Here is a 25299-nt window from a genome sequence, read left to right as displayed (position 1 = left end):
GGCTGCACGGGTGGAGTGCTATCAATTGGCTACTGTTCGTCGCCTTGATGCATTTCTGAACGGACGCCCTGCGCGGGAAGCACGCGATGCAGATGCTGGATAATGAAGTGCCAGACAAGGCCAGTACTACCGCCAGCGGTGTGGCCGTGCCATTGCGCGAATTCAACCTGCTGCGCTGGTTCTCGGTCATCAGCCTGCTGATCATCGCCTCGGTGGCAGGCGGGCTGGGTTATGTGTCGACGCGTTTCGTGGTGCGCGACAGCGTCGAGCGCGATGCCATGCTCACCGCCCAGTTCATCCAGGCCATGGCCCAGGCCGAAGTGCGCCATTCGCAGTTGCCGCCGGGCACCACCATGGGCGAGTTGCTTGACCCGCGCCTGGACCAGCAGCACCTGCAGTTCACCCCGGACCTGGCTGAATCTACCCGGGTCGAGTTCCTCGACCATGTCGAGCACCTGCCGGACACCTTGCTGGCCAACGTCTATGCCCGCGACCGTACCATCGTCTGGTCGACCAACCGGGAGCTGATCGGCAAGCGCATCGAGGCCGATGGCGACCTCGACCGCGCCTTCCGCTCGCGCAAGGCGGTGTCGGCCAGCTACCACCAGGCCGACGATGACCGCGAAGAGCAGAAGTTCCAGCGTGAGCCGCGTTACCTGTTCATCGAGAACTACATCCCGCTGTTCGACAGCCAGGGCGAGCAGGTGCTGGCGATGGTGGAGATCTACAAGGAGCCGCAAGACCTGGTCCGGCGCATCCAGCGCGGCTATGTGCTGATCTGGGCCTCGACCCTGGTGGGCGGAGCGCTGGTCTACTTCGGCCTGTTCTGGATCGTGCGCCGCGCGGCGCAGCTATTGCATTTGCAGCAGGACCGGCTGGTGGCCAGTGAAACCTATGTGGCCCTGGGCGAGATGTCCTCGGCGGTGGCGCATAGCTTGCGCAACCCGCTGGCGAACATTCGCTCCAGCGCCGAACTGGCCCAGGAAATCGCCAACCCCGCAGCGCAGAAGAACATCACCGACATCATCAGCCAGGTCGACCGCATGTCGCGCTGGGTGCGCGACCTGCTGGTGTCGCTGCGCCCGACCAGTGACGACGCCGAGGCCGTGGACCTGGTCACGGCCATCGAGGACACCTACCTGGCCTTCGCCCAGCAGATCGAACGCAACGGCGTGCGCTTCTGCTACGAAGGCCCCGGGGCACAATGGGTGGCCAGCCAGCCGCTACAGCTCACGCAAATTCTCAACACCCTGTTCTCCAATGCCCTGGAAGCCATGCCCGAAGGCGGCATGCTGCGTGCCCAGGTCAATGTGCAGGATGGGCAGCGTGCCGAGTTCGTCCTCAGCGATACCGGCAAGGGCATGAGCCAACAGCAGGAACGGATGGTGTTCAAGCCGTTCTACACCACCAAGCAGGGCGGCCTCGGCGTAGGCCTGGCCTTGGTCAAACGCATCATGGAACGTTTTGGCGGCTCGGTCAGCTTGAGCAGCCGCGAAGAGGAAGGAACCCGCGTCAGCCTCACATTCAATATCGCAGCGGGAGGGGACCATGGAGCACAGCATCCTGGTAGTCGAGGATGATGAAATTCTCGCCGACAACATTCGCACCTACCTCAGCCTCAAGGGCTTCGAGGTCACCGTGTGCCACAGCGCGGAACTGGCGCTGGAGCAGATCAAGCGGGGCCAGCCCGATGCGGTGCTGACCGACAACTCGCTGCCGGGCATGAGCGGGCACGACCTGCTGCGTACCTTGGTGGCGCAGGTGCCGGACCTGAAAGTGATCATGATGACCGGCTACGGCAATGTCGAAGATGCCGTGCAGGCAATGAAGGAGGGCGCCTTCCATTACCTGACCAAGCCGGTGGTGCTGGCCGAGCTCAAGCTGACCCTGGACAAGGCGCTGGCTGCCGAACGCATGGAGCGCACGTTGTCGTTCTACCAGGAGCGCGAGGCGCAGAAGTCCGGGTTGCAGGCGTTGATCGGCGAATCACCGACGATGCTCACCCTCAAGCACACCCTGCGCCAGGTGCTGGATGCCGAGCGGCGCATGGCCAGCGACGACTTGCCACCGGTGCTGATCGAAGGCGAGACCGGTACCGGCAAGGAGCTGGTGGCCCGCGCCCTGCATTTCGATGGTTCGCGCAGCAAGGGGCCGTTCATCGAATTCAACTGTGCCTCGATCCCGGCCAACCTGCTGGAGGCCGAGCTGTTCGGCCACGAGAAGGGCGCCTTTACCGATGCCAAGGAGCGCCGGGTGGGCCTGGTGGAGGCTGCCGATGGCGGCACCTTGTTCCTCGACGAGATTGGCGAGATGGACCTGGTGCTGCAGGCCAAGCTGCTCAAGTTGCTGGAAGACCGCAGTATCCGCCGCATCGGCGCGGTAAAGGAGCGCAAGGTCGACCTGCGGGTGATCAGCGCTACCAACTGCAACCTGGAGCAGATGGTGCAGCAGGGCAAGTTCCGCCGCGACCTGTTCTTCCGCCTGCGCATCATCGCCCTGAAGGTACCGCGCCTGTATGCCCGCGGGCAGGACGTGTTGCTGCTGGCGCGGCATTTCCTGGCCCATCATGGCCGGCGTTATGGCAAGCCGAACCTGCGCTTTTCCGCCGAGGCGGAAAACCTGATGCTCGGTTACAGCTGGCCAGGCAATGTGCGCGAATTGCGCAACATGCTGGAGCAGACCGTGCTGCTTGCACCGAACGAGGTGGTGCAGGCGCATCAGCTCAACCTGTGCATGACCCTGATCGACGAGCCGCTGGTGCAACAGGCGGCGCCTGCGGTGTTCGAAATGCCCCGGCACGAACCCGAGCCCGGCACCAGCCTGCCGGACATGGAGCGCGACCTGGTGTGCAAGACCCTGGACCGCACGGACTGGAACGTGACCAAGTCGGCGCGCATGCTCGGGCTGTCGCGGGACATGCTGCGTTACCGGATCGAGAAACTGGGGCTGACCAGGCCGGACAAGCGCCAGTGGTGAGGCCCCCCTGTGGGAGCGGCCTTGTGTCGCGAAAGGGCCACAACGCGGCCCCGGGATTGATGCGCAACAGTCGAAATTGCTGGGGCTGCTTTGCAGCCCTTTCGCGACACAAGGCCGCTCCTACAGGGATTGCGGCAACTTTTAGAATTTGAGCGCATTGATCAACGCTGATTATCGGCTGCTCCCTGCCGCCCGGTACCTTCCGAGCCACTGCCATCCATACCCGGCAAATCCCGGTTGTCATTCTGTTCAGCGGGCGGGCTGTCCGGGTCGTTGCCTTTTATGCGTGGGTCGGTGTCCCGCGGCATGGGCTTTTCGATCGGGTTGAGGGTGCTGTCCGCGCCCGGCTTGGGCGCCGGGTTGTGCGGGTCGTCGGGGTAGGTGGGGCCGGTGCCGGCAGCGATGGCCAATGGCGCGGCGAGCAGGGCAATCAGCAGGATGCTTGAGCGGGGCATGGCAGGCTCCTTTGCTTCGGGTAGGGCTGATACTTCCGTTCGGCCCTACCCGAAGCTTCAAGGTGCCATTACCCCGATCAACGGTTACACCACCAGCGACAGCAACATGATGAAGATGATGCCGACGATCGACAGGATGGTCTCCATCATGCTCCAGGTCTTGAAGGTTTCCGCCACGGTCATGTTGAAGTACTGCTTCACCAGCCAGAAACCGGCGTCGTTGACATGGGACAGGATCAACGAGCCGGCGCCGGTGGCCAGCACCAGCAGCTCACGGTTGACCCCAGGCACCAGGTCGATCACCGGTGCGACGATGCCCGCACCGGTGATGGTGGCGACCGTCGCGGAACCGGTGGCGATGCGGATTACCGCCGCTACCAGCCAGGCCAGCATGATCGGCGAAATCTCCGCCTGCACGGCCATCTGCCCGATCACGTTGCCCACGCCGGTGTCTACCAGCATCTGCTTGAAGCCGCCGCCGGCACCCACGATCAGCACGATCGCCGCGGTCGGTGCCAGGCTCTGGTCGAGCATCTTCATGATCTGCTGGCGGTTGAAGCCACGGGCCGAGCCGAAGGTGTAGAAGGCCAGCAGCAGGGCAGCGAGCAGGGCGGTGATGGGGTGGCCGATCAGGTCCATCCACTGGCGCACGATGTGCTCGGCTGGCAGCACCACGTCGGCGAAGGTCTTCAGCAGCATCAGCACCACCGGCAGCAGCACGGTGACCAGGGTGATGGTGAAGCTTGGCAGGTTGCCCTGGTCGGACTCCTTGGCGATCTGGTCCATCAGCTCCTGGGACGGGGTGCCCGGGATGTAGCGGGAAATAAAGTTACCGAACAGCGGGCCGGCGATGATGGCGGTAGGCAGCGCCACGATCAGGCCATAGAAGATGGTCTTGCCGATGTCGGCATGGAAGATGCCGATCGCCAGCAGCGGGCCCGGGTGCGGGGGCACCAGGCCGTGCACCACCGACAGGCCGGCCAGCAGTGGAATGCCGATCTTGATCAGCGACACGCCGGAACGCCGGGCGACGATGAACACCAGCGGAATCAGCAGCACGAAGCCGATTTCGAAGAACAGCGGGATGCCCACCAGGAAGGCGGCGAACATCATCGCCCAGTGCACGTTCTTCTTGCCGAAGGCACGGATGAGGGTTTGCGCGATCTGGTCGGCCCCCCCGGAGTCGGCCATCAGCTTGCCAAGCATGGTGCCCAGGGCAAGCACGATGCCGACGAAGCCCAGCACGCCGCCAAAACCGTCCTGGAACGATTTCATGACCTTGGCCACCGGCATGCCGGAGGTCAGGCCTAGGAAGCCGGCCGCGATGGTCAGGGCGACGAAGGGGTGGACTTTGAAGTGGGTGATCAGCAGGATCAGCCCGACGATGGTAACCAGCGCGTCGAGCAGCAGGAAGGTATCAGTAGCCAGTCCGAACATGGTTTGAAGGCCTCGGTCTTATCGTTGTTTTGGCGTAGCTTTTTTTGTAACTTTGCTTGCGCTTATGGGGCAGGGTAGCGCTGTCTTGGGTAGGCCGGGAAAGCCGCCACGTTCAGGCGGTTTGTGCCAGGCCCGGCTCACCGCGGCCCTTTAGCCAGCTGTCCACCGCTTCGGCAAGCGCTTCGATGGGCTGGGTGGCGTCAAGTGCCAGGGTCAGGGGTTCGCCGTGTGGCGCCTCGAGGGCAGCGAACTGGCTGTCGATGAGGCTCGCCGGCATGAAATGCCCTGGGCGGGCCAGCACGCGTTTTTCCGCCTCGGCGGGTGACAGCTCGAGGAACACGAACACCAGCCCGGGCATGGCATCGCGCAGGGAGTCGCGATAGCGGCGCTTGAGGGCCGAACAGGTCAGGATCGGACGTTCCCCGGCCTGGGTCGTGGCTTGCAGCTCCTGACCAAGACGCACCAGCCAGCCGGCACGGTCGCTGTCGTCCAGGGGGATGCCAGCGCTCATCTTGCGGATGTTTTCGGCAGGGTGGAAAGCGTCGCCTTCGATCAGGCGGCCGCCGCTTCGGGCGGCGATGGCAGCGCCGATGCAGCTTTTGCCGCAACCGGCCACGCCCATCACCACGATGGCGGACAGGGGAGAATTCATCAGTACCTCCTGCGGGTGAGATAGCGCTGTCTCGTCGTCGACGAACAGCCACCTCCCCGGTGTTATTGATCTTGTCCTTACGCAGTATGGACGCTTGGCGGCGAGCGCGCGGTGGCTGCTGCAAAGATTACATTGCCTGCGTCCTGAGACAGCGCTACCTTAGTGGCCGTTCCCTTTCCTTGCAAGTAGTAAAATTACAACATCCATGTCCCGCACCGGCTCCCGCACCACAGGTCGTCCCACCCTGGCAGAAGTTGCCAGGCTTTCCGGGGTTTCCCCGATTACCGCCTCCCGCGCCCTGCGTGGGGTCAGCACGGTTGCGCCGGAGCTGGTGGAAAAGGTCGTTGCTGCCGCAGCGAGCCTTGGCTACGTGGCCAACCCGGCGGCCCGTGCCCTGGCGTCGGCGCGCAGCCAGTCGGTGGTGGTGTTGATCCCGTCGCTGTCCAACCAGCTGTTCATCGATACGCTGGAAGCCATTCATGAGGTCATGCGCCCGCGCGGGCTCGAGGTGCTGATCGGCAACTATCACTACGATCTTGCCGAAGAAGAGAACCTGATCCGCAATTACCTGGCCTACCAGCCCTGCGGCATGCTGCTGACCGGTTTCGAGCGCAGCGAGGCATCGCGGCAGATGCTGGCGGCCAGTGGCGTGCCCTGTGTGCACATGATGGAACTGAATGGCGAGGCCGGGGCGTTGTCGGTCGGCTTCTCGCAGCAGCAGGCCGGGCGCGCCGCGGCCCGCCACCTGATCGAGCGCGGGCGCAAGCGCCTGGCGTTCATTGCCGCGCAGCTCGACCCGCGGGTGATGCAGCGTGCCGAAGGGTTCCGCCAGGCATTGGCCGAGGCCGGCTTGCAGGCGGCCGAGCTGGAAGTGCTGGCGCCGGAGCCTTCTTCCATTGCCCTGGGCAGCGCGTTGTTCAGCCAGTTGCTGCAGCAGGCGCCGGATGTCGACGGTATCTTCTTCTGCAACGACGACCTGGCCCAGGGCGCGGTGCTGCAGGCATTGCGCCAAGGGGTGGAGGTGCCGCGGCAGGTGGCGATGGTCGGTTTCAACGACCTGCCGGCTTCGGCGCACATGGTGCCGCGGCTGACCTCGATTCGCACGCCTCGGGCCGCCGTGGGGCGCGGTGCTGCGCAGGCGCTGCTGGCGTTGCTCGATGGCAAGCGGGTGCCGAATGCGCAGCAGGACCTGGGCTTCGAGTTGATGGTGCGGGAGAGTTCCTGAGTTTGTCCTGATGGGGGTGGTGGTTTCGAGACCGAGCGCCGCCCGCGCGGCGCTTCGCAGCACAAGGCTGCTCCTACATCTGTTTCAGGCCAGTAACGCCTTTACCAGTGCACGCGACCGCCTTGTTCGTACAACGCGATATCGAGCCATGCGCCAGAGCGTTCGCGCACAAACCTCACAGAAATAATTGGCCCGAAACAGATGTAGGAGCAGCCTTGTGCTGCGAAGCGCCGCGCGGGCGGCGCTCGATCTCACAGGCGCCACAAAAACCACGACTCACGCCAGGCGATCTATGCTCAGGACACCGCGCATACAGGAGCCCGGCGTCATGTTCGATTTCCACCGCAAGTCCGATCTGGTCGAGATCCAGCGCAGTCATGAGGCCTTGGCCAGCTTGCAGGCCAAGCTGGCGGCGATCAGCCGCTCCATGGCAATGATCGAGTTCACCCCCGACGGCACGATCCTCGATGCCAATGAGCGCTTCAGCCAGGCCATGGGCTACAGCGCCGAGGAGTTGCGCGGCAAGCATCACCGGCTGTTCTGCGACCCTGGCTACGCGAAAAGCGCCGAATACCAGCAACTGTGGCGTGAACTGGGGCAGGGCAAGGCCATCAGCGGTACCTTCGAGCGCATCGACAAGGCCGGCCGCGAAGTCTGGCTGGAAGCCAGCTACATGCCGGTACTGGACGAGCAGCGCCAGGTCACCAGCGTGATCAAGGTGGCATCCGACATCAGCCAGCGGGTGATGGAGGAGCACGAGAGCGAAAGCCTGCTCAAGGCCATCGGCCGCTCCATGGCGGTGATCGAATTCACCCCGCAAGGCCGGGTGATCAAGGCCAACCAGAACTTCCTCGACACCATGGGCTATCGCCTGGACGAGGTGGTCGGCCGCCATCACGGGCTGTTCTGCCTGGCGCATGAGCGCGAATCGGCCGAGTACCGCGAGTTCTGGGCTTCGCTCAACCGCGGCGAATACCATTCGCACCGTTTCGAGCGCGTCGACAAACATGGCCGGACGGTCTACCTGGAGGCGTCCTACAACCCGATCTTCGACAGCAAGGGCCGCTTGTACAAGGTGGTGAAGTTCGCCAGCGACATCACCCGCCAGATAAGCACCCAGCAAAGCGCCGCCGATGCTGCCCATGCCAGTTCGGTGCAGACCGATGCCTGCGCGCGCAAGGGCACCGAGGTGGTACAGCAGGCGGTACAGGTGATCGAGCAGATTTCCCATGAACTCAACGACGCGGCCCGCAGCATCGATGCGGTAAGCAAACAGTCGGATGTGATCGGGCAGATCGTGCTGACCATCCGTGGCATTGCCGACCAGACCAACCTGCTGGCTTTGAACGCGGCCATCGAGGCGGCCCGCGCCGGCGAGCACGGGCGCGGTTTTGCCGTGGTGGCCGACGAGGTGCGCAACCTGGCGGCGCGAACCAGCAAGGCCACCCTGGAAATTGTCGACGTGGTGCGGCAGAACCACGACCTGTCGCTGTTGGCCGTGGCCAGCATGCAGTCGAGCCTGAAACGCACCGATCATGGCGTGGCGCTGGCCAACGAGGCCGGCACGGTGATCATGGAAATCCAGCAGGGTTCACGGCACGTGGTAAACGCCATCAGCCAGATCAGTTCGACGCTGCAATTGCATTGAGCGCATCGCCCAACTCGTCCAGCAGGGTCTCCAGGCTGGCCTGCAATTGCAGGCGCAGGTCAGTCGTCGGCAGGCCTTGGCCTTGGGCCTGTTCGATGGCTTCGCAATCGTGGACCAGCGTGCGTACCTTGAGCATCTTCGCCCCGCCCTTGATCCGGTGAGCCAGGGCGCGCACAGCCTCGCCGGGGGCATCTGCTGCCAGTGCGCGCAAGGTGGCCAGGTCTTCGCTGACGCTTTGTGCCAGCTGTTCCAGCAGATTCCGCGTCAGTTGTTCGTCATCCTGGGTCAGGTGCCGCAGTTCGCCAAGGTTGAACCCGCTGGCGCGCCGCGCTGGCGGCTGTTGCCGGGGGTGAGCGTGGGGCAGGTGGGCCTTGAGCGTACGCAGGCCAATGGGTTTGAACAGGCATTCGTCCATGCCGCTGGCCAGGCAGCGGGCACGCTCCTCGGCCTGGGCGTTGGCGGTGACGCCGAGAATGTGGCATGCCGCCAGGCCGCGTTCGCCCTCGAGGCTGCGGATGCGGCGGGTCAGTTCGTGGCCGTCCATGACCGGCATGCTGCAGTCGGTGATCACCAGGTCGAAGCGCGCTGCCTGCCAGCGTGCCAGCGCGATTTCCCCGTTCTCCGCCAGCGTCACCCGATGCCCCAGGGTATGCAGTTGCCGCTCCAGCAGCAGCAGGTTGGCGGGGTAGTCGTCGACTACCAATATGTTCAGCGGGCTGCTGTTTTCAACCACCGGGTCCTGCTGTTCGGCCTGTACCGGTGCTGCGCAGGCGGGCAGCCGCACGCAGACCTGCACCTTGGTGCCCACGCCTTCGACGCTCTGCAGGCTTAAGGTGCCGCCCATCAACTCGGCCAGGGTGCGGCTGATGACCAGTCCCAGGCCGGCGCCCTGGCGTGCCCGTGGGCCGTCGGCCTGGACGAAGGCGTTGAACAGCCGGGCCTGGTCGGCAGGGCTGATGCCGATGCCGGTGTCTCGCACATTCAGTTCCACTGCCAAGATGTCAGCGTCGCTGGGCGAGTGCAGCAGCAGGCTGGCCTGGACTTCGCCGCGGTCGGTGAACTTGATGGCGTTGCTGATCAGGTTGGACAAGACCTGCTTGAGGCGCAGCGGATCAGCCAGTACCCAGACCGGCGCAGCGGGCAGCTCGCTGTGCAAGTGCAGGCCTTTGGCCCGTGCATTGCCTTCGAACACCCGCACGGTGGCGCGTACCAGTTCGACCAGGTTGGTGGGCACCGGCTGCAGGGTGATGTGCCCGGATTCGATGCGGGAAATGTCGAGAATATCGCCAATCAGCTCAAGCAGGCCGATGGCCGAATCGTAGGCGGTCTGCAAGGTCTGGGTGTCGCAACGGCCGCCGCGGCTGTCTTCCAGGGCCAGCTCCAGCAGGCCGATCACGGCATTCATCGGGGTACGGATTTCATGGCTCATGGTGGCCAGGAAGGTGCTTTTGGTCTGGCTGGCCTGTTCGGCGTCGTCCTTGGCCTGGCGCAGCTGCTCGAGCAGGCCGCGGCTGAGCGCCAATTGCGCTTGCAGGGCATGCTGGGCCTCGGTGCGCTGGTTGATCAGCTTGCGCAGGTAGCTGTTCCAGAACACCACCCCGGCCAGCAGCAAGGCCGACAGTACCAGCACCTGCAAGGCCAGGGTGCGGTAGTCGCGCCAAGGGCTGTCACTGACCAGGGTGTTGGTGCGCCAGCGGTTGATCAACTGGTCCAGCTCTTCGGGTGGAATGCTCAGCAGCGCCTTGTCGAGGATTGCCTGCAACTGCGGCTGGTCGGCGGCCACGGCGAAGGCGGCGATGGCCGGGTCATCGTCGAGCACGCTGGCAATGCGCAGGCGGTCCTTGAACACATGGCTGATGTAGTAGGCGGCATTGATATGGCTGCTCAAGGCGACGTCGGCGGCACCGTTGGCCACGGCTTCCATCAGGCCGAGCGGGTTGTCCACTTCGACCATCCTGGCCTGCGGGTAGCGTTGTTGCAGCACGGCCCGTTGCGGCGAGCCGCGCACCAGGGCGATGCGCAGGCCATCCAGCGCCATGGCCTGCGCCGGTAATGCATTGTCGCCACGGGTAACCAGCACCCGCGGGCTGACCAGGTAGGGGCGGGTATAGCGCAGTTGTTTCGAACGGTCCGCGCTATAGCCCAATGCGCCGATCATCTGCGCATCGCCGCGCGCCAGGCGCTCGACCATTGCCTGCGCCGACGGGCTTTCGACCGGCTTGAAATTCAGCCCCGTGCGCAGCGAGATCTGCTTGAGCAGGTCGAGGGTAATGCCGCTGGGGCGGTGCTGGGCGTCGTTGAAGGTCAGCGGCGCCAGCGATGTGTTGACCAGCACGCTGATGCTGGGGTTGGCGGCGATCCAGGCGTCTTCTTCGGCGGTCAGGGCGGTGAGGTGGCGTTGCAGCAGCAGGCTGGTGTTGCCACTGCTCCAGCGGCGCAGGATGTTCAGGCGTTCGCTTTCGCTGATGCGCGCCAGCGCCTTGTCGACCAGCTGGCGCAGGCGCGGGTTGTCACTGGCCAGGGCAAAGGCAAACGCCCCGGGGGCAACCTGGCAGAAGTGGTCGATCTTGAGTGTGCCCTGGTAACTCTTGCCAATCGCAAAGTCGGTACTGATGGCATCGCCCAGGTAGGCGTCGGCCTCGCCCAGTTCGACGGCGGCCAGCCCGGCCAGCGTCGAGCGATACAGGCTCAGTTGCGCCTTGGGGTACAGGCTACGGACGCTGCTGGCCGGCAGGTAATGATCGACCATGGCCAGGCGCAGGCCGGCGAGATCGGGGGTGTTCTTCAAGCTGTGCCCCTCGCGGGTGACGATGACCGGCAGGTCGTCGGCGTAGCTCGCACTGAGGCTGAGCTGGGCATCCGCTGCCTCGAAGGCGTTGGAGCTGCCCAGCAGGTCGATACGGCCGTCGCGTAGCGCAGCGATGGCTTCGTGGCGGCTGTCGTAGCGTCGTACTTCGATGGTGGTGCCCAGCTGTTCAGCGATGATGCCAGCGTAATCGGCGCTGAGGCCTTCATAGTCGCGCTGGCTGACATTGATTTCCAGCGGTGGGTAGTCGGGCCGCGAGCTGCCAAGAACCAGGTGCTGGCGTTGCTGGAGCCATTGCCGCTCTTCGCTGGACAGCGCGAGCGGGGCGGCGGCGCTGACCGAGCGCGCCAGCAACTGGCGGGGTTCGCTGTTGGCAAGCAGCGCGCCGGAATTGGCCAGGCCGATGACCAGAAGGGCGCTTGCCAGCAGGCGCTTCATTGCCACCGAGCGCTCAATAGACGCTGTTGCGCTTGGCCAGGTCGACCATCTCAACCAGCGATTCGGTCTTGAGCTTTTCCATGATGCGGCCCCGGTAGGTGCTGATGGTCTTGGCACTGAGGTTCATGCAGGTGCCGATATTCTTGTTGTTCTCGCCGCGTGACAGGCGCCTGAGCACTTCCATTTCCCGGTTGGACAGGCTCGCCAGGCGCATGGGCTCGCTTTCCAGCGAGTTGCTGTTGACCGACATCTGCGGGAAGGTCGAGTAGCCCTTGACCAGGGCCTTCAGGGCGAACAGCAAGGCCTCGTGGTCTTCATCCTTGGTGACGAAGGCGCCGATGCCGGCATCCAGGCAGCGCCGCACATACAGGTCGGTGGCCTGGCCGGTCAGCACCATGATCTTGGGGGCCGGTTCCAGGCATTGGAGGCGCTTGATGACTTCCATGCCGTCCAGGCCCGGAAGGCCGATGTCGAGGATGACCACGTTCGGGCGCAGTCTGCGGACCTCCTGCGTGACTTCACTGCCATCGCCGACTTCGCCGACAACATGGAAGCGCTCGCGTTCGAGCAGCATTCGCAAGGACAGTCGCACGATGGGGTGGTCGTCGACGATCAGCACGGTAGTCATGAAGAAAACTCCTGTCAGGATGTGGTCCGCTTCCTGGATCACTCAGGAATACGTCTGCAAGTGGGGTTATCGGAAGCGCTGCACGATACGACCATTCCCGAAATTTGGTAATGCCGAGTATAGAAGTGTTGAAAGTCCCCGGGCTAGCTGTTGAAAAGTCCTACAAAACGTGGGAAAGACATTACCCTGACAAAGCGGCGATGTCTGTTTTTTTGAATGTTTTGAAGTAGATCACGCGCAGGCGGAGTGTACTTTGCTCACGCGCTGGGTCGAGGCAGGGTTGTTGGCCAGCGCCTGGCTGACGCGTGTCGGGCGTGCCACCAACTGGCCGGTGCAGTTCGGGCAGCGGCCCTGGAAACGGGTTTCGGCGCAGGTGCGGCAGAAGGTGCATTCGAAGGAGCAGATCAGCGCATCGGGGCTGTCACCGGGCAGGTCGGTATCGCAGCACTCGCAGTTTGGGCGTAGGTCCAGCATGGGCATGACTCCTGTTTGCAGGCGGGAAACCGGAGTCTGCTACGCCCGTGGCGAACCTGGCAATGCTCAGTCGCCAGGACGATACAGGTGGGCATGCCCGGCGCGGTACAAGGCCGATTCGGCAAACGGTGTGTCGCCCAGCACATGGCCCACCAGGATCAGCGCCGTGCGCCGGAAGCCCTTGGCCGCGACGCGTTCGACGATATCGCCGAGGGTGCCGCGCACCCAGTCCTGGTCCGGCCAGGTGGCGCGATGCACCACCGCCACCGGGCAGTGCGTGCCGTAGTGCGGCAGCAGTTCTTCGACGATACGCGACAGGTGCTTGACCCCCAGGTGGATCGCCAGGGTGCTGCCATGGCGCGCCAGGTCGCCAAGTTGCTCGCCGGGCGGCATCGGCGAACTGTCGCCATAACGGGTAAGGATAACGGTCTGTGCTACCTGGGGCAGGGTCAGTTCGCAGCCGAGCAGGGCGGCGCTGGCCGCCGTGGCGGTGACCCCGGGGATGATCTGGTAATCGATGCCCAGCGCCTGCAGATGGCGGATCTGCTCGCCGATGGCGCCGTACAAGCTGGGATCGCCACTGTGTACCCGGGCCACATCCAGGCCTTGCTCATGCGCACTGCGCATGGCGGCAATGATCTGTTCCAGGTGCAGTTCGGCGCTGTTGATCACGGTCTCGGCCTGGTGGCCCTCGAGCACGGCGGCCGGTACCAGCGAGCCGGCATAGATGATCACCGGGCACTGGCGGATCAGCCGTTGGCCCTTGATTGTGATCAGTTCCGGGTCGCCGGGGCCGGCGCCGATGAAGTAGACCGTCATGGAAAGTCCTTGCAGGAAAGAGGGGAAACGTTCAACAGGCCAGGGCGAGGGTAGCCGGGCCCAGTACCTGGCGCGTCAGCAGCAACCTGGCCGTGCCGAGCCGCTGGCTGGCCAGGGCCAGTGCCGCACTCTCCGCCACGCCCCAGCAGCCGCAGTGGGCATGGGCAGCAGCGGAGCGGTGGCTGAGCTGGAGTTCGTAGGGTTGCAACTGCGCGGTATCGTACAACACCAAGGGCACGCCGAGGCGTTCGGCCAGTTGCTGCAAGCCATGTTCGTCGGCCTTCAGGCTGATGCTGGCGATACCGTGCAGGTCGGCCAACGCCAGGCCCTGGTTGGCCAGGGCCTGGCGTAGCAAGGTTTCCAGCGTATCCGCCGGGCAACCCCGGCGGCAGCCGAAGCCGGCGTAAAAGGCAGGCATCAGGCTTGGCTGGAGCGCCGGAACAGCCAGGCGCTGAGCAGGCCCAGGGCCAGCCAGAAGGCGGCGTTGGTCAGCCAGGAGGCCACTTTGAACTGGGTTTCCAGTGCGGCGGGGGCCAGGCTCTCGTGCACCTCGGGTTGCGGCGCACCGATCACGTGGGGAATGACCAGCAGCACGGCGCCCAGCGCCTTCAGCAACCAGTGGCGGGCGAACACCAGCAGGGCAAGGCCCTGCGCGGTGGCGCTGGCGGTGCCGATCCACCAGGCCTGGCGTTGTCCCAGGTCGGCGGCTGCAGTACCTGGCAGTTCCGGCGGCAGGCCCAGGGTCGGGGCCAGGCAGAACACGGCGAAGCCGGCCAGGCCCCACAGTGCGCCGGTGCCGGCACGCTTGGGTTCGCGCAGGCTGTACAGGGCGGTGAGGATCAGGGCGAAGCCGACTGCGACCACCAGGTTGCCGCCGGTGGTGGACAGCACCCGCTGCCAGCCGTCTTCCGGCGACCAGGCTTCGGCACTGTGTTCATGGGCGGCCACTTCGCCAGCATGCTCGTGCTGGGCGACCGGAGCTGAAGATTCGTAGGTTTCTGCCTCGAGAATCAGCGGGGCGACCCAGAAGCTTTGCAGCAAGGTCAGCAGCAAGGCCGCCAGCAACCCGCTGAAGCCCGCGGTACGGGCAATGCGTGTGATCATCGGGCGTACTCAGTGGCAGGGGAAGGCGGCGCTGTGGCGGGTGTCGTGGGCGGCGTTGTGCACGGCTTCGATGTGCGAGAAGCCGGCGAAATACACCAGGCACAGGCCCAGCAGGCTGGCGCCGACGGCGATGACGACACGCTGGCTGAGGGTGACGGGGGTGGTGATGCTGTGTTGCTTGGCGCTGGTGACGGGCATGACGCGTTCCTCTGCTTTTTGTGGGCAACGGGCAAGCGCGGCAGCCCCGAGCGTGGCAGCCCAGGGGAATGCAACAGCGCCCGCCCACCGCGGGGTGTTCATGAACGCCAGGCCGGTCTCCGGGCTTGCGAGGAGGAGCCAGGCTCCTGGAAGGCGTCACCTTCCCATGCCGGGTGATCGGGCACAGTGGTACAGACGCTTCGCTCGCTTACCGTTGCGGGGGCAGCACCGGCCTTGTCCGGCCCTGCTGGAGGGCCTGTGACGCACCGGTTTCCCGTTTCACCCCCATCGGGGGCACCTGAACGCGAGGCATAAGGAGACCATGGGGCGGGGCTGCCGTCAATTGCCCTGATGGTAGGGATTTGGTTTTGCAGTGCCTGGGAGATCGAGCGCCGCCCGCGCGGCGCTTCGCGGCACAAGGCCGCTCCTACATCTGTTTCCGGCCAGTTACTCCTGTGAGTTCACCTCTGTCCGTCTTGTTTGTTCCATTCGATATCGAGGGGCGCACGACTGCTCCTCATCAATCTTCAGCCAAGCACCAAGGCTGCAACCCACCTGGCACAGGAGTAATTGGCCGGAAACAGATGTAGGAGCGGCCTTGTGCCGCGAAGCGCCGCGCGGGCGGCGCTCGATCTCACAGGCGCTGAAAAGCTCAAGGCATGCGCACTCAAGCCCTCATGTAAGCCGGTTCGGCCTGTAGTGGTCTATGCCGTGAGCATCCACCCACTCAGCCCCGGGCAAACGCCGCCAGTTTCTCCCCATCCAGCCGGTAGCGCACCCACTCATCCTGCGCTTCGGCCCCCAGCTTCTGATAGAAGCCGATCGCGGGCTCGTTCCAGTCCAGCACGCTCCATTCCAGCCGCCCGCAATCATTCGCCACCGCTTCGCGGGCAATATGCCGCAGCAATTGCCGCCCGGCACCGTCGCCGCGCTGCTCGGGCGTTATGTACAGGTCTTCCAGGTAGATGCCGTTGCGCCCGAGCCAGGTCGAGTAGCTGTAGAAATACACGGCAAAGCCGATTGCCCGGCCATCGCGCTCACAAATCAGGCTGTGCACGGTGCTGCCCTCGCCAAAAAGGCTGCGCTCGATATCGGCAACGCTCGCAATCACCTCGTGGCGAGCGCGTTCGTACTCGGCCAGTTCGGTGATGAAGGCCAGGATCTGCTCGGCATCGGCGCGAACGGCAGGGCGAATGGTAAGGCTCATGGTGACGGCTTCCTTGGTCTGGTGGTAGCAGTACAGCGATGTGTATCTACACAATTTAGTGAAACTGTATCGGTCGCAGAGGAGGGCGACTCCGTTAGTGTGACAGCACCCATAAAGAATGTGGAATGCCTGCCATGCTTGCCTCTGCCGACCTGCTCACCGCCTTCGTGCTGTTTGCCTTCGTGTCCTCCATCACTCCTGGCCCCAACAACACCATGCTGCTGGCCTCGGGCGTCAACTTCGGTGTGCGCCGCTCCATCCCCCACGCCATGGGGATCAGCGTCGGTTTCATGGTAATGGTGCTGGCCGTTGGCCTGGGCCTGGGCGAGGTGTTCAAGGCCTGGCCGCCGCTGTACACGGTACTTCGCTACACCGGCGCCGCCTACCTGCTTTATCTCGCATGGAAGATCGCCACCTCCGGGCCGGTCGGCACAGCCTCGTCCAGTGCCCGCAAACCGCTGGGCTTCTGGGGAGCGGCGGCGTTCCAGTGGGTCAACCCCAAGGCCTGGGTGATGGCAGTCGGTGCAATCACCACCTACACGCCGGCGCAAGGCTATGTGACCAACGTCATTGTCATCGCCGCCTTGTTTGCCCTGGTCAACCTGCCCAGCGTGGGGGTGTGGGTGATGTTCGGCAGCGCCCTGCGCAACCTGTTGCAGAACCCGCGCTGGCTGATGCTGTTCAATGTCCTGATGGCCTTGTTGCTGGTGATTTCACTGTACCCGCTGCTGTTTGTAGAATCGGCGTTTTCCTGACCCCGCGAGTACAGCAAGCCGATGCAGTTGATCCCCTGGTCCCACGAATGCGCCGAAGGCTTCACCCTGCGTGGCTGGCGAACCCCGGCCAGTGGCAAGCCGCTGCTGCATTTTCTGCACGGCAACGGCTTCTGCTGCCTTGCCTACCAGCCATTGCTGATGCGCCTGGGCGAACATTTCGACCTGTGGCTCAGCGATGTCCAGGGCCATGGTGACAGTGACCATGGCGGGGTTTTTCGTGGCTGGAACCGCACCGCTGCGCTGGCGGTGGAGGCTTTCGCAGCCGGGCGGGGCGAGTATGGCGACGTACCGCGCTTTGCCGTCGGGCACAGCTTCGGTGGCGTGCTCACCGGCCTGATCCTGGCCAGTGAACCGCAGCTGTTCACCCGTGCCGTGCTGCTTGACCCGGTACTGTTCAGCCGGCGCATGCTGGGTGTGATGGGGGTGGCAGCCCTGGTCGGCTTGCACCAGCGTCACGCCCTGGCGCGCAAGGCCGCCAGCCGTCGCAGCCACTGGCCCGACCGCGAGGCAGCCCTGGCGTCGCTGCATGGGCGGGGTATCTTTAAGGGGTGGACCGATGCGGCGCTGCGGGCCTACGTCGAGCATGCCATCGGCGACTGTGGCGAAACGGTGGTGCTCAAGTGCCGGCCCAGCCGCGAAGTGGAAATCTTCAGTTCCTTCCCCAAGCGCATGTGGGCAAGCCTGACGGCGATCCGCACGCCCACGCGGGTGCTGTACGGCGAGCACACCTACCCCTTCGTGCCCCATTCGGTTAGCCGCCTGGCGGCGCTCAACCCTCAGGTGACCGCCAGGCAGGTTGCAGGTGGGCACTGCTTCATGCAGGAACATCCTGAGGCGTGTGCCGAAGAAGTGCAGGCGTTCCTGCTGCAGGGGCCGGCGGGATAGTTTTTCCAGACAGCACCGGGTGCGAAGGCGTGAGTAACCTTGGGCTTTGCCCGAGCGTACGACATGACCAGCAAGACCTTGCTACAGCCATCGTATCTGCAAGAACGCTACGACTACTCCTGCAAGACAATCGAGTCACTCAGGCAAGCCATGTACAGCACGCTTGCACCACTTGCGGGGCGGTCACCACTGGCTGTGGTCAGCGTGGGCTCCTATGGTCGATGCGAGGTTTCCCCTGTTTCGGACATCGACTTTTTCATCGTGCATGACAGCAGTTTGCCGGCGGGTCGTCTGGACGACATATTGCGCCAGGTCAGCGACCTTGTCCGGCCCATCAGCCATCCGGGAGAAAGCGACGAGGCTAAATTCGGCCGTGGGGCGTTGGCGCTGTACTCGGACTTGAGCGAACACATAGGCTGGAAGTGCGAAGACAATACTGCGCTGACCAGGCGAATGCTGATGTTGCTCGAAGGCCGGCCCCTCTTCGGGCATGAGGCCTTTGCCTGGTGGCAGAATGACCTGCTGTGCCGTTATGTACCTGATGATCATGGAAGCGGGCTTGCCAGGTTCCTGCTTAACGACCTGATCCGCTACTACCGCACCCTCATGGCGAACTTCGAGGAAAAGAGGGCCGAAGGCAAGGCGTGGGGGGTACGCAACATCAAACTGCAATTTTCGCGAAAACTGCTTTTTGCAGGCGGCATCGTGGCGATTGCCGAGGCCCACGGCCTCCCTGCGCCGTCGAAGGTCTTGCGCCTTCAACAATTGCTGGCCCTCACCCCTTTGCAACGCCTGGCAATGCTCGGTCATTCCAACCCCTATAGCGTGGCACTGTTCGAAGACTACGCAGTCTTTCTCGAGTTGATATCCTCGGTGGAAAATCGCCGCCATCTGGACAGACTGACCCCGGGCCAGGCAATGGCGGATCCGGTCTATCGGGAACTCAGGGTGCGGGGGCAAGCCTTTTCGTTGAAGCTGGAGCATTGGTTGAGGTCGCAGTACACGAGGCATCCGATACTTCACGCCGTGTTTTTCTGATTGTCCTTTAAATGAGACGATGCATGCCATTTTAGCCAGCTATTGCCTGATTGGTATCACTGGTAAGGTTATCTCAACCAAGAGAGGAGCCTTCTCATGAAAACGATTCTGGGTATTCACCGCAGCCCCCACGCCCACTGGGTAGGTGATGGTTTCCCGGTGCGCAGCCTGTTCACCTACGACAACCTGGCCAGCAAGATCAGCCCGTTCCTGCTGCTGGACTATGCCGGCCCTCATGACTTCACCCCGACCAGTGCGCGGCGCGGCGTTGGCCAGCACCCGCACCGCGGCTTCGAGACCGTGACCATCGTTTACCAGGGCGAACTGGAGCACCGCGACTCTACCGGCGCTGGCGGCTTGATCGGCCCCGGTGACGTGCAGTGGATGACTGCTGCCAACGGCATCATCCATGAAGAGTTCCACTCCCCAGGCTTCGCCCGTACTGGCGGTACGCTGGAGATGGTACAGCTGTGGGTCAACCTGCCGGCACGGGACAAGCGCGCAGCGGCTGGCTACCAGACGCTGCTGGCCGAGGACATCCCGGTGGTGGCGCTGGACGGCGAGGGCGGCAGCCTGCGGGTGATTGCAGGTGAATATCGTGGGCATTCGGGGCCGGCGCGAACCTTTACCGCCATGGATGTCTGGGACATGCGCCTGAATGCCGGTGCAACCTTGCAGCTGCCGGTTGCTGCCGGGCGCAATGCGGCGCTGGTGGTGTTGCGCGGCAATGTGCGGATCAACGGCGAGCGCGAAGCCGGCCCATCCAGCCTGGTGCTGCTTGACCGCGGTGGTGAGGATGTTGCCGTCGAAGCGCTGGAAGGTGCCAGCCTGCTGCTGCTCAGCGGTGAACCGATCGACGAGCCGATCGTGGGCTATGGCCCGTTCGTGATGAACAGCCAGGCAGAAATTGCCGAGTCGTTCGACGACTTCCATGCCGGGCGGTTCGGGCAGATGCAGGATGCACGGGACGGTGCGGCGCATTGATCCTTGCCTGAAAAAGCTGGGGCTGCGTTTGCAGCCCTATCGCGACACAAGGCCGCTCCTACAGGGAAGCACGACCCCCTGTAGGAGCGGCCTTGTGTCGCGATAGGGGCGCAGAGCGCCCCCAGCACTCAAAAGCCACGTCCGGATTGAAACCATTGGCATTACTGGCATGATCACCCCATGCCCAAGCTCACCCCCCTGCACGCCGTACGCCGATCCTTGCCCACCCCCGGCCACCACACCCTGTGGCTGCGCTACCGCGCCCCTTACCACTGGCCCTCGACCCTGGCCTTCCTCGCTGCCCGCTGCATCCCCGGCATCGAGACCTGCCTCGACGGCACCTACCGCCGTACCCTGGTAATTGCCGGCCGCCACGCCGTCTTGCACGCCACACCTTCGGGCAGCCAGTACCTGCGGGTCCGGCTTGAGGGCGTCCCGGCCCACGCGCTACCCGGCCTGACTGCCAGGCTGAGGCGGGTCTTCGACCTCGATGCCGACCCCGCGCGCATCAATGCCGAACTGTCCCGCGATCCGCTGATGGCCCGCCTGCTACAGGAGCGCCCGGGCCTGCGCGTGCCACAAGGCTGGGACGCCTGCGAGCAGGCCATGCGCACTGTGCTGGGCCAGCAGGTCAGTGTGGCCGGTGCCATGACCCTGGCCGGCCGCCTGGTGCAACGCCACGGCGTGCCCTTGCGCTGGCCCGCACCGGGCCTGAGCCACGTGTTTCCGGCGCTGCCGGTATTGGCGGCTGCGCAGTTCGAGGATATGGGCATGCCGCGGGCGCGCGCCGCCACCCTGGGCACGCTGGCCAGTGCCTTGCTGGCCGAACCCGGGCTGCTACGCCGCGGGCAAGTGCTGGATCAACTGCTGCGCAACCTGTGCCAACTCAAGGGGATCGGCCCCTGGAGCGCGCACTACCTGGCGTTGCGCCAGGCCGGGGCGCCCGATGCCTTGCCGCTGGGCGATGTGGCACTGATCAAGGCGTTGCGCCTGCTCGAAGGCGACGACGCCCAACTGGCGCAACGAGCCCTGGCCTGGCGACCGTGGCGAGCCTATGCGGCGCAGCATCTGTGGGCATCGCTGGGGCCTGCCGGCACCGCTCGTCGCTAAGTCTGCCATTGCGTTCGAACACTCGGCCTGCACAGGCAATCTTCCACTAAGGTGCTAGAGGATTCCCCGCATGATCATTGCCCAGGCGCATGGACGCCTGCCCCGGCATGCGCAATATCAATTGGCGCCTCGCCCGACAAAGGCGTACTCACACAACAGGCCATCCCAAAGAGAGGGTCGTACCATGTCGTTGATAGGAGTTTCGATGCTAGAAATGCGGCAGATGATCGAGCAGGCCTGCCTGCCCGACCGTTGCGAAGTCAGCTGCACGGACGGCGCCAACCTGACCATCCGCCTGGGTCAGGGCCAGAGTCTCGACGAGGGCGTGACCCTGAGCGGGGTCCCCCTGCATAGCCTCAACAGTTGCCGCGACCTGGTCAACCTGGTGGGGCAGCTGCACGCGCTGCGTGACAGCCACCCGGCGCCACTCAAGGCGATCGCCTGAGGCGCCTGCCGCGCCCCGGTCAGCCCAGGCTGGCCGGGCGCACATATTCCGGCATCAGGCCGTTGAACCAGAACAGGATCATCGCCACCAGGATGGTCACCAGCAGCAACAACCCCACCCCCCACACGCAGGTCGCGAACAGCATGGCCTGTTCCTTCTTCAGGCGCAGGAAGGTCTGCAACCCGCCATACAGCAACACACTGGCATAGGCCGAGGCGGCCAGCAGCGCCGCCAGCGCCAGCCAGCGGATCGGCAGCAGGCCGACCACCCCGGCAAAGAACCATGGCGTGGCGCAGTAGGCGGCAAAGCCGATGCACTGGTTGAGGCTGGGCTGCGTATCGAAACCGCGCGACATCCAGCGGATCATCGTGCCCATCAACATCACTCCGACGACTGTGGTGGCATAGAGCAGGCCCGCCAGTTGCGCGGCGCTGGCCATGCTCAGGCGCACCCGCTCCTCGGCCGCCAGGCTCCAGCCGAAGGTGGTGGTGCCGACGAACAGGCACACCGCGGGGATCAATGCCAGGGCCAGCAGGCGCGGCAGATATTGCTGCGGGTGGTCTTCCTCGGCCCGGCGAATATCCAGCCAGGCGTCGGCGGGGCGAGTGAAGAGCTTGAGCAACGGACTGTTCATTGGCGTTCTCCGCGTTCTCCGGCGGGCGTGGGCCCTTTTGCTATGGAGATGTGACGCGCCCCGTGGGTTCAGCCGGGTTGATCGCCGTTGATCGTCTTACAGCAGTTCCAGCAGCAGGTTCAGGCCGCCATCACCGCACTTGCCCTGGTCGCGGACCACACCGTGGTAGCTGCGCCCGTCCCAGACGAAGGCCACGCTGTGAGCGCGGTCGACCTTGTCGGGCAGCGGCGGGCAGATGTGCAGGCGCAGGCCCGGGCGGCCTTGCAGGTTGAGGGCGGCGAGTTGGCACTGGCATTCCACGCTTTGTGCCACCGGGCCGAACAGGGTGTCGCGTACGTAATCGAGTTGCAGTGAGGCGTTGGGCGCGCGGCAGGGCATTTTCATGGGCGCGCGGCTCCGCTGTGAGGGGTTGGGGAACAGGGCTGGCAGGGCATGGCGGGCTCCAGGCTGAAGAGGGCATGGCATATCGTTTGAAGCTTGCCTGGCCAAGATGTTCAACGTGTTTCATGCGCGTTCATCCTGTTTGCGCCGGGTGGCGGGCCGTTGGTCCGATTCAGCCACCGGCCTTGCGCAAGGTCAGGTTGATCCGCCGTTCACCCAGGCGCGGATGCACGCCGGGCTTGATCGGGAGCACGCCGTGAAAGCGCAAGCGGTCCTCGCCACCCCAGACCAGCACATCGCCATGGCTCAGTGGGATGCGCTGGGTCTTGTCGGCGCGCTGCAGGCCACCGAACAGGAACACCGCCGGCAAACCCAGCGACACCGACACGATCGGTTGGCCGAAGTCCTGCTCGTCGCGGTCCTGGTGCAGGCTCAGGCGGGTGCCCGGCAGGTAATGGTTGACCAGGCAGGCATCCGGCACGAAGCCGTCGAACCCGGCCATGGCCGCGGCGCGGGTGGCCAGTTCGAGCAACAGGGGGGGCAGGGCGGGCCAGGGTTTGCCGCTGAGCGGGTCGCAGGGGCTGTAGCGGTAGCCGTGTTCGTCACTGACCCAACCCAGCGTGCCGCAGTTGGTCAACCCTACCGCCATGCGCAGGCCGCCCGGGGTGTGCATGTGCCGGAACGGCGCGGCACGCAGCACCGGGCGCAGGGCATCGAGCAGAGGCTCGATCTCGGCCAGGGCGAAGCCGGGCAGCAGCACGGTGTGGCTGGCCAGGCGTTGCGGCTGGGGGCCGAACAGGTCGAGGTCGGACTGGATCATGGGGCAGGCATCGGTTGGGGTGTGGACCATTGTAATGCGCTTGGCAGGCTTGGCCTATTCGCGGGCATGCCCGCTCCCACAGGGTTGGCGCAGGCTTTGACGGCGGTTGAGTACCTGTGGGAGCGGGCCCGCGAACTAGTTGGCAAAAAAAGAAGTTCTGACAGGAATAAAAAGGAACCGCGGCACCAGGGAGAGGAGCACCGCGGTTCAAGGGGGGAGCGATCTACTGCTGGGTCACGGTGGCCACGTTCGCGCTGCCCAGCTGGCTGATGGTCGCGGTCTGGGTAACACCGCTCTGGTCGACGTACGCCTTGTTGCCCTGGCCTCCCTGGGTCACGTAGGCGACGTTGTAACTGTCAACCTGCTTGATGGTGGCTTCGTTGCCGCCACCGTACAGCTGGTTGGTGTAGCTCTGGTTGCTGTAGCCGGACTGGTCCAGGTTGATGACGTTGCCGGTGCCCTGGCTGTTGCCGTAGGCATAGTTTTCGGTGCCACGCTGGTCGGCGATCAGGATGTTGTCAGTGCCGTTCTGTTCGAAGTACAGCTCGTTGTTCATGTCGGCCTGCTTGGTCTCCATCTGGTTGCCGGTGCCTTTCTGGGTCAGCGTGGCCAGCTGGTTGTCACCGTTCTGGGTCAGGTTGGCGCCGTTGCCATTGCCGTTCTGGTTGATGGTGGCGTTCTGGTTGGTACCGAACTGGCCGCCCATCTTGGCGCCTTTCCAGTTGCTGGCAGTGACGCTGTTGCCATTGCCCTTGGTGTTGATGGTCAGGTTGAGGTTTTCACCGTTCTGGTAGGTGAAATGCACGTTGTTGCTACCGGTCTGGGTGATGGTGGTGGTCGAGTTGTTGGTCTCGAACTGGTCCGACCAGCTGGCGTTGGCCGTGCCCTGTTGCGACAGGCTGACCTTGTTGTTCATGCCGAAGCTCTGGTCGATATAGCCTTCGTTCATCTGGCCGGACTGGGTTACCGATGCCTGGCTGGCGGTCTGGTTGTCCTGCCACACTTCCACCGAGTTGCCGCCACCGTACTGGCCAATGCCGATGGTGCCGCCGGTGCCGTCGCGCTGGTCGCCATACGCCCAGTTGCCCTTGCCATCCTGGTAGACCTGGATATCGCCATCGACGTAGCTCAGGTGCTCGGCGGCGGCGTAGTTGTCCTGGCCGGTCTGGTTGATGATGCTGCTGTTGTTGCTGCCACCAAAGGTCTGCTCGATGAAGGCCTCGTTGCGCTGGCCGGATTGCCAGGTGGTGGCCTTGCTGCCTTCCTGGCTGTCCTGCCACACGGTCGAACTGTTTTCGGCGCCTTGCTGGGTTTGCAGCGATTGGTTGCCCAGGCCCAGCGACTGGCTGACGAAGGCATCGTTGTAGCTGCCGCTGGCGTGCTGGGTGACCTGGCTGCCGTTCTCGAACAGTTGGTCGGCGTAGCCGGCGTTGTACTGGCCGTTGGCGCTCTGCTGGATATCGCTGGTGCTCTCGGATTGCACCGCCAGGTGGTTGTTGCCCTTGCCGGTCTGGGTCTGGGTGGCCGAGGCGTATGGCGCCAGGGACTGGCTGACTTCGGCGATGTTTTCCTTGCCGTCCTGGGTCTGGGACGAGGTGCTGTCAGCAGCCATGGCCTGACCTGCAAGGGCCAGGACGATAGCGGCACTTAACGGAGCGAGCTTGTACATGGGGGTGCCTCCAGGTCTATCGGTATTGGGTGATCTGAACGTGCTGGCCATTGCCGGCCTGAGTCACGGAGCTGTTGAGGCCAGTGCCGGACTGCACGATGCTGGCGCTGTTGTCGTTGCCGATCTGCTCGATGGCCGCGCTGTTGCTGCTGCCGCTCTGGCGGATCGACGCGCTGTTGCCATTTCCCTGTTGGCTGATGATGGCCATCAGGTCACTACCTTCCTGCAAGATGTACGCTTCCTGCGCGCCTCCGGCCTGGACGATGCGGCCCAGCAGGGCCTGGCCGTTCTGGTCGAGGGCGGCGCGGTTGCCCGCGCCTTGCTGCTCGATCACTGCAGCCTGGCCGGCGCCGGCCGGCAGCAGGCGGATGATCACCGGGTCGCCGAGGTCGTTGCCGGGCGCGAGGTCGGCATTGTCCAGCAGGTCGTCGGCCCAGCAGGCCTGGCCCACCAGGGCCAGGCCGAGCAGCAGGGGGTACAGGCGTTTCAT

26 protein-coding genes, 1 pseudogene and 1 riboswitch are annotated in these 25299 nt (G+C 64.4%); of the genes and pseudogenes, 11 read left to right on the top strand and 16 right to left on the bottom strand.

Annotated features, from left to right (window positions below; translation table 11 throughout):
- Window positions 1-86 precede the first annotated feature (86 nt).
- Both C163_RS13790 and C163_RS13785 read left to right on the top strand, forming a co-directional pair.
- A complete protein-coding gene (locus tag C163_RS13790) occupies window positions 87-1580 on the top strand; it encodes a HAMP domain-containing sensor histidine kinase (RefSeq protein ID WP_025339315.1) in 1494 nt (497 codons plus the stop codon).
- A complete protein-coding gene (locus tag C163_RS13785) occupies window positions 1549-2976 on the top strand; it encodes a sigma-54 dependent transcriptional regulator (RefSeq protein ID WP_025339314.1) in 1428 nt (475 codons plus the stop codon). The genes C163_RS13790 and C163_RS13785 overlap by 32 nt, the downstream gene beginning before the upstream one ends.
- A gap of 161 nt (window positions 2977-3137) precedes the next feature.
- Here the strand turns inward: C163_RS13785 and C163_RS13780 are convergent, their stop codons facing one another.
- The 3 genes from C163_RS13780 to C163_RS13770 all read right to left on the bottom strand — a co-directional run bounded on the left by C163_RS13780 (window position 3138) and on the right by C163_RS13770 (window position 5520).
- On the bottom strand, window positions 3138-3431 hold the full coding sequence (locus C163_RS13780; protein ID WP_013972806.1) for a hypothetical protein: 294 nt from the start codon (window positions 3429-3431) through the stop codon (window positions 3138-3140).
- Between the two features lie 84 nt (window positions 3432-3515).
- Window positions 3516-4868, bottom strand: a complete 1353-nt coding sequence (locus C163_RS13775) for a GntP family permease (protein ID WP_015270532.1) — start codon at window positions 4866-4868, stop codon at window positions 3516-3518.
- A gap of 112 nt (window positions 4869-4980) precedes the next feature.
- Complete coding sequence (locus C163_RS13770) at window positions 4981-5520, bottom strand: gluconokinase (RefSeq protein ID WP_025339313.1); 540 nt, start codon at window positions 5518-5520, stop codon at window positions 4981-4983.
- 205 nt (window positions 5521-5725) lie between these two features.
- Between C163_RS13770 and C163_RS13765 the strand changes: the two genes are divergently transcribed.
- The 3 genes and pseudogenes from C163_RS13765 to C163_RS27730 all read left to right on the top strand — a co-directional run bounded on the left by C163_RS13765 (window position 5726) and on the right by C163_RS27730 (window position 8393).
- Window positions 5726-6745 (top strand): LacI family DNA-binding transcriptional regulator, encoded by a 1020-nt coding sequence (locus tag C163_RS13765; RefSeq protein ID WP_025339312.1) that lies wholly within the window; start codon window positions 5726-5728, stop codon window positions 6743-6745.
- Window positions 6746-7037: 292 nt separating this feature from the next.
- Window positions 7038-7856: pseudogene (locus C163_RS27735) on the top strand (PAS domain-containing protein); the annotation flags it as partial.
- A 42-nt stretch (window positions 7857-7898) separates the two neighbouring features.
- The gene (locus tag C163_RS27730) at window positions 7899-8393 is read left to right on the top strand and encodes a methyl-accepting chemotaxis protein (protein WP_256220410.1); all 495 of its coding nucleotides are present in this window, start codon (window positions 7899-7901) and stop codon (window positions 8391-8393) included.
- Here C163_RS27730 and C163_RS13755 read toward each other — a convergent pair.
- From C163_RS13755 to C163_RS13720, 8 genes are all read right to left on the bottom strand, one after another.
- The gene (locus C163_RS13755) at window positions 8368-11637 is read right to left on the bottom strand and encodes a transporter substrate-binding domain-containing protein (protein ID WP_025339310.1); all 3270 of its coding nucleotides are present in this window, start codon (window positions 11635-11637) and stop codon (window positions 8368-8370) included. The genes C163_RS27730 and C163_RS13755 overlap by 26 nt on opposite strands.
- Before the next feature lie 13 nt (window positions 11638-11650).
- Window positions 11651-12265 (bottom strand): response regulator transcription factor, encoded by a 615-nt coding sequence (locus tag C163_RS13750; protein ID WP_025339309.1) that lies wholly within the window; start codon window positions 12263-12265, stop codon window positions 11651-11653.
- 231 nt (window positions 12266-12496) lie between these two features.
- Window positions 12497-12739: a DUF1272 domain-containing protein gene (locus tag C163_RS13745; RefSeq protein ID WP_025339308.1), complete on the bottom strand. Its 243-nt coding sequence runs from the start codon at window positions 12737-12739 to the stop codon at window positions 12497-12499.
- Between the two features lie 66 nt (window positions 12740-12805).
- Complete coding sequence (cobM, locus tag C163_RS13740; protein ID WP_025339307.1) at window positions 12806-13558, bottom strand: precorrin-4 C(11)-methyltransferase; 753 nt, start codon at window positions 13556-13558, stop codon at window positions 12806-12808.
- 31 nt (window positions 13559-13589) lie between these two features.
- Complete coding sequence (locus tag C163_RS13735; protein WP_025339306.1) at window positions 13590-13976, bottom strand: cobalamin biosynthesis protein; 387 nt, start codon at window positions 13974-13976, stop codon at window positions 13590-13592.
- Window positions 13976-14662: a CbtA family protein gene (locus C163_RS13730; protein WP_025339305.1), complete on the bottom strand. Its 687-nt coding sequence runs from the start codon at window positions 14660-14662 to the stop codon at window positions 13976-13978. The genes C163_RS13735 and C163_RS13730 overlap by 1 nt, the downstream gene beginning before the upstream one ends.
- A gap of 9 nt (window positions 14663-14671) precedes the next feature.
- A complete protein-coding gene (locus C163_RS13725) occupies window positions 14672-14860 on the bottom strand; it encodes a CbtB domain-containing protein (protein ID WP_025339304.1) in 189 nt (62 codons plus the stop codon).
- Between the two features lie 92 nt (window positions 14861-14952).
- A riboswitch (cobalamin riboswitch) is annotated at window positions 14953-15177 on the bottom strand.
- Between the two features lie 410 nt (window positions 15178-15587).
- The gene (locus C163_RS13720) at window positions 15588-16067 is read right to left on the bottom strand and encodes a GNAT family N-acetyltransferase (RefSeq protein ID WP_025339303.1); all 480 of its coding nucleotides are present in this window, start codon (window positions 16065-16067) and stop codon (window positions 15588-15590) included.
- Between the two features lie 125 nt (window positions 16068-16192).
- Here C163_RS13720 and C163_RS13715 point away from each other — a divergent pair, with 125 nt between their 5' ends.
- From C163_RS13715 to C163_RS13690, 6 genes are all read left to right on the top strand, one after another.
- Window positions 16193-16822 (top strand): LysE family translocator, encoded by a 630-nt coding sequence (locus C163_RS13715; RefSeq protein ID WP_025339302.1) that lies wholly within the window; start codon window positions 16193-16195, stop codon window positions 16820-16822.
- A 21-nt stretch (window positions 16823-16843) separates the two neighbouring features.
- A complete protein-coding gene (locus C163_RS13710; RefSeq protein ID WP_025339301.1) occupies window positions 16844-17728 on the top strand; it encodes an alpha/beta fold hydrolase in 885 nt (294 codons plus the stop codon).
- Window positions 17729-17791: 63 nt separating this feature from the next.
- Window positions 17792-18766, top strand: a complete 975-nt coding sequence (locus C163_RS13705) for a hypothetical protein (protein WP_025339300.1) — start codon at window positions 17792-17794, stop codon at window positions 18764-18766.
- 96 nt (window positions 18767-18862) lie between these two features.
- Window positions 18863-19750 (top strand): pirin family protein, encoded by an 888-nt coding sequence (locus tag C163_RS13700; protein ID WP_025339299.1) that lies wholly within the window; start codon window positions 18863-18865, stop codon window positions 19748-19750.
- Between the two features lie 180 nt (window positions 19751-19930).
- Window positions 19931-20860 (top strand): DNA-3-methyladenine glycosylase, encoded by a 930-nt coding sequence (locus C163_RS13695; protein ID WP_025339298.1) that lies wholly within the window; start codon window positions 19931-19933, stop codon window positions 20858-20860.
- Between the two features lie 184 nt (window positions 20861-21044).
- Entirely contained in the window at window positions 21045-21305 is a 261-nt protein-coding gene (locus C163_RS13690; protein ID WP_025339297.1) for a DUF1652 domain-containing protein, read from the top strand.
- 19 nt (window positions 21306-21324) lie between these two features.
- Here the strand turns inward: C163_RS13690 and C163_RS13685 are convergent, their stop codons facing one another.
- The 5 genes from C163_RS13685 to C163_RS13665 all read right to left on the bottom strand — a co-directional run bounded on the left by C163_RS13685 (window position 21325) and on the right by C163_RS13665 (window position 25299).
- The gene (locus C163_RS13685; RefSeq protein WP_025339296.1) at window positions 21325-21939 is read right to left on the bottom strand and encodes a Yip1 family protein; all 615 of its coding nucleotides are present in this window, start codon (window positions 21937-21939) and stop codon (window positions 21325-21327) included.
- Window positions 21940-22035: 96 nt separating this feature from the next.
- Window positions 22036-22323, bottom strand: coding sequence for a hypothetical protein (locus C163_RS13680; protein ID WP_025339295.1), 288 nt, complete (start codon window positions 22321-22323; stop codon window positions 22036-22038).
- 169 nt (window positions 22324-22492) lie between these two features.
- A complete protein-coding gene (alkB, locus tag C163_RS13675; RefSeq protein WP_025339294.1) occupies window positions 22493-23140 on the bottom strand; it encodes a DNA oxidative demethylase AlkB in 648 nt (215 codons plus the stop codon).
- Between the two features lie 223 nt (window positions 23141-23363).
- Window positions 23364-24809, bottom strand: a complete 1446-nt coding sequence (locus C163_RS13670; RefSeq protein ID WP_025339293.1) for a curlin — start codon at window positions 24807-24809, stop codon at window positions 23364-23366.
- A 16-nt stretch (window positions 24810-24825) separates the two neighbouring features.
- Window positions 24826-25299: a curlin gene (locus C163_RS13665; protein ID WP_025339292.1), complete on the bottom strand. Its 474-nt coding sequence runs from the start codon at window positions 25297-25299 to the stop codon at window positions 24826-24828.

Origin of the sequence: Pseudomonas sp. FGI182 (assembly GCF_000511325.1) — a bacterium.
In the GTDB taxonomy this organism is placed as follows: Bacteria; Pseudomonadota; Gammaproteobacteria; order Pseudomonadales; family Pseudomonadaceae; genus Aquipseudomonas; species Aquipseudomonas putida_Z.
This window is presented reverse-complemented; position numbering and strand designations above follow the sequence as displayed.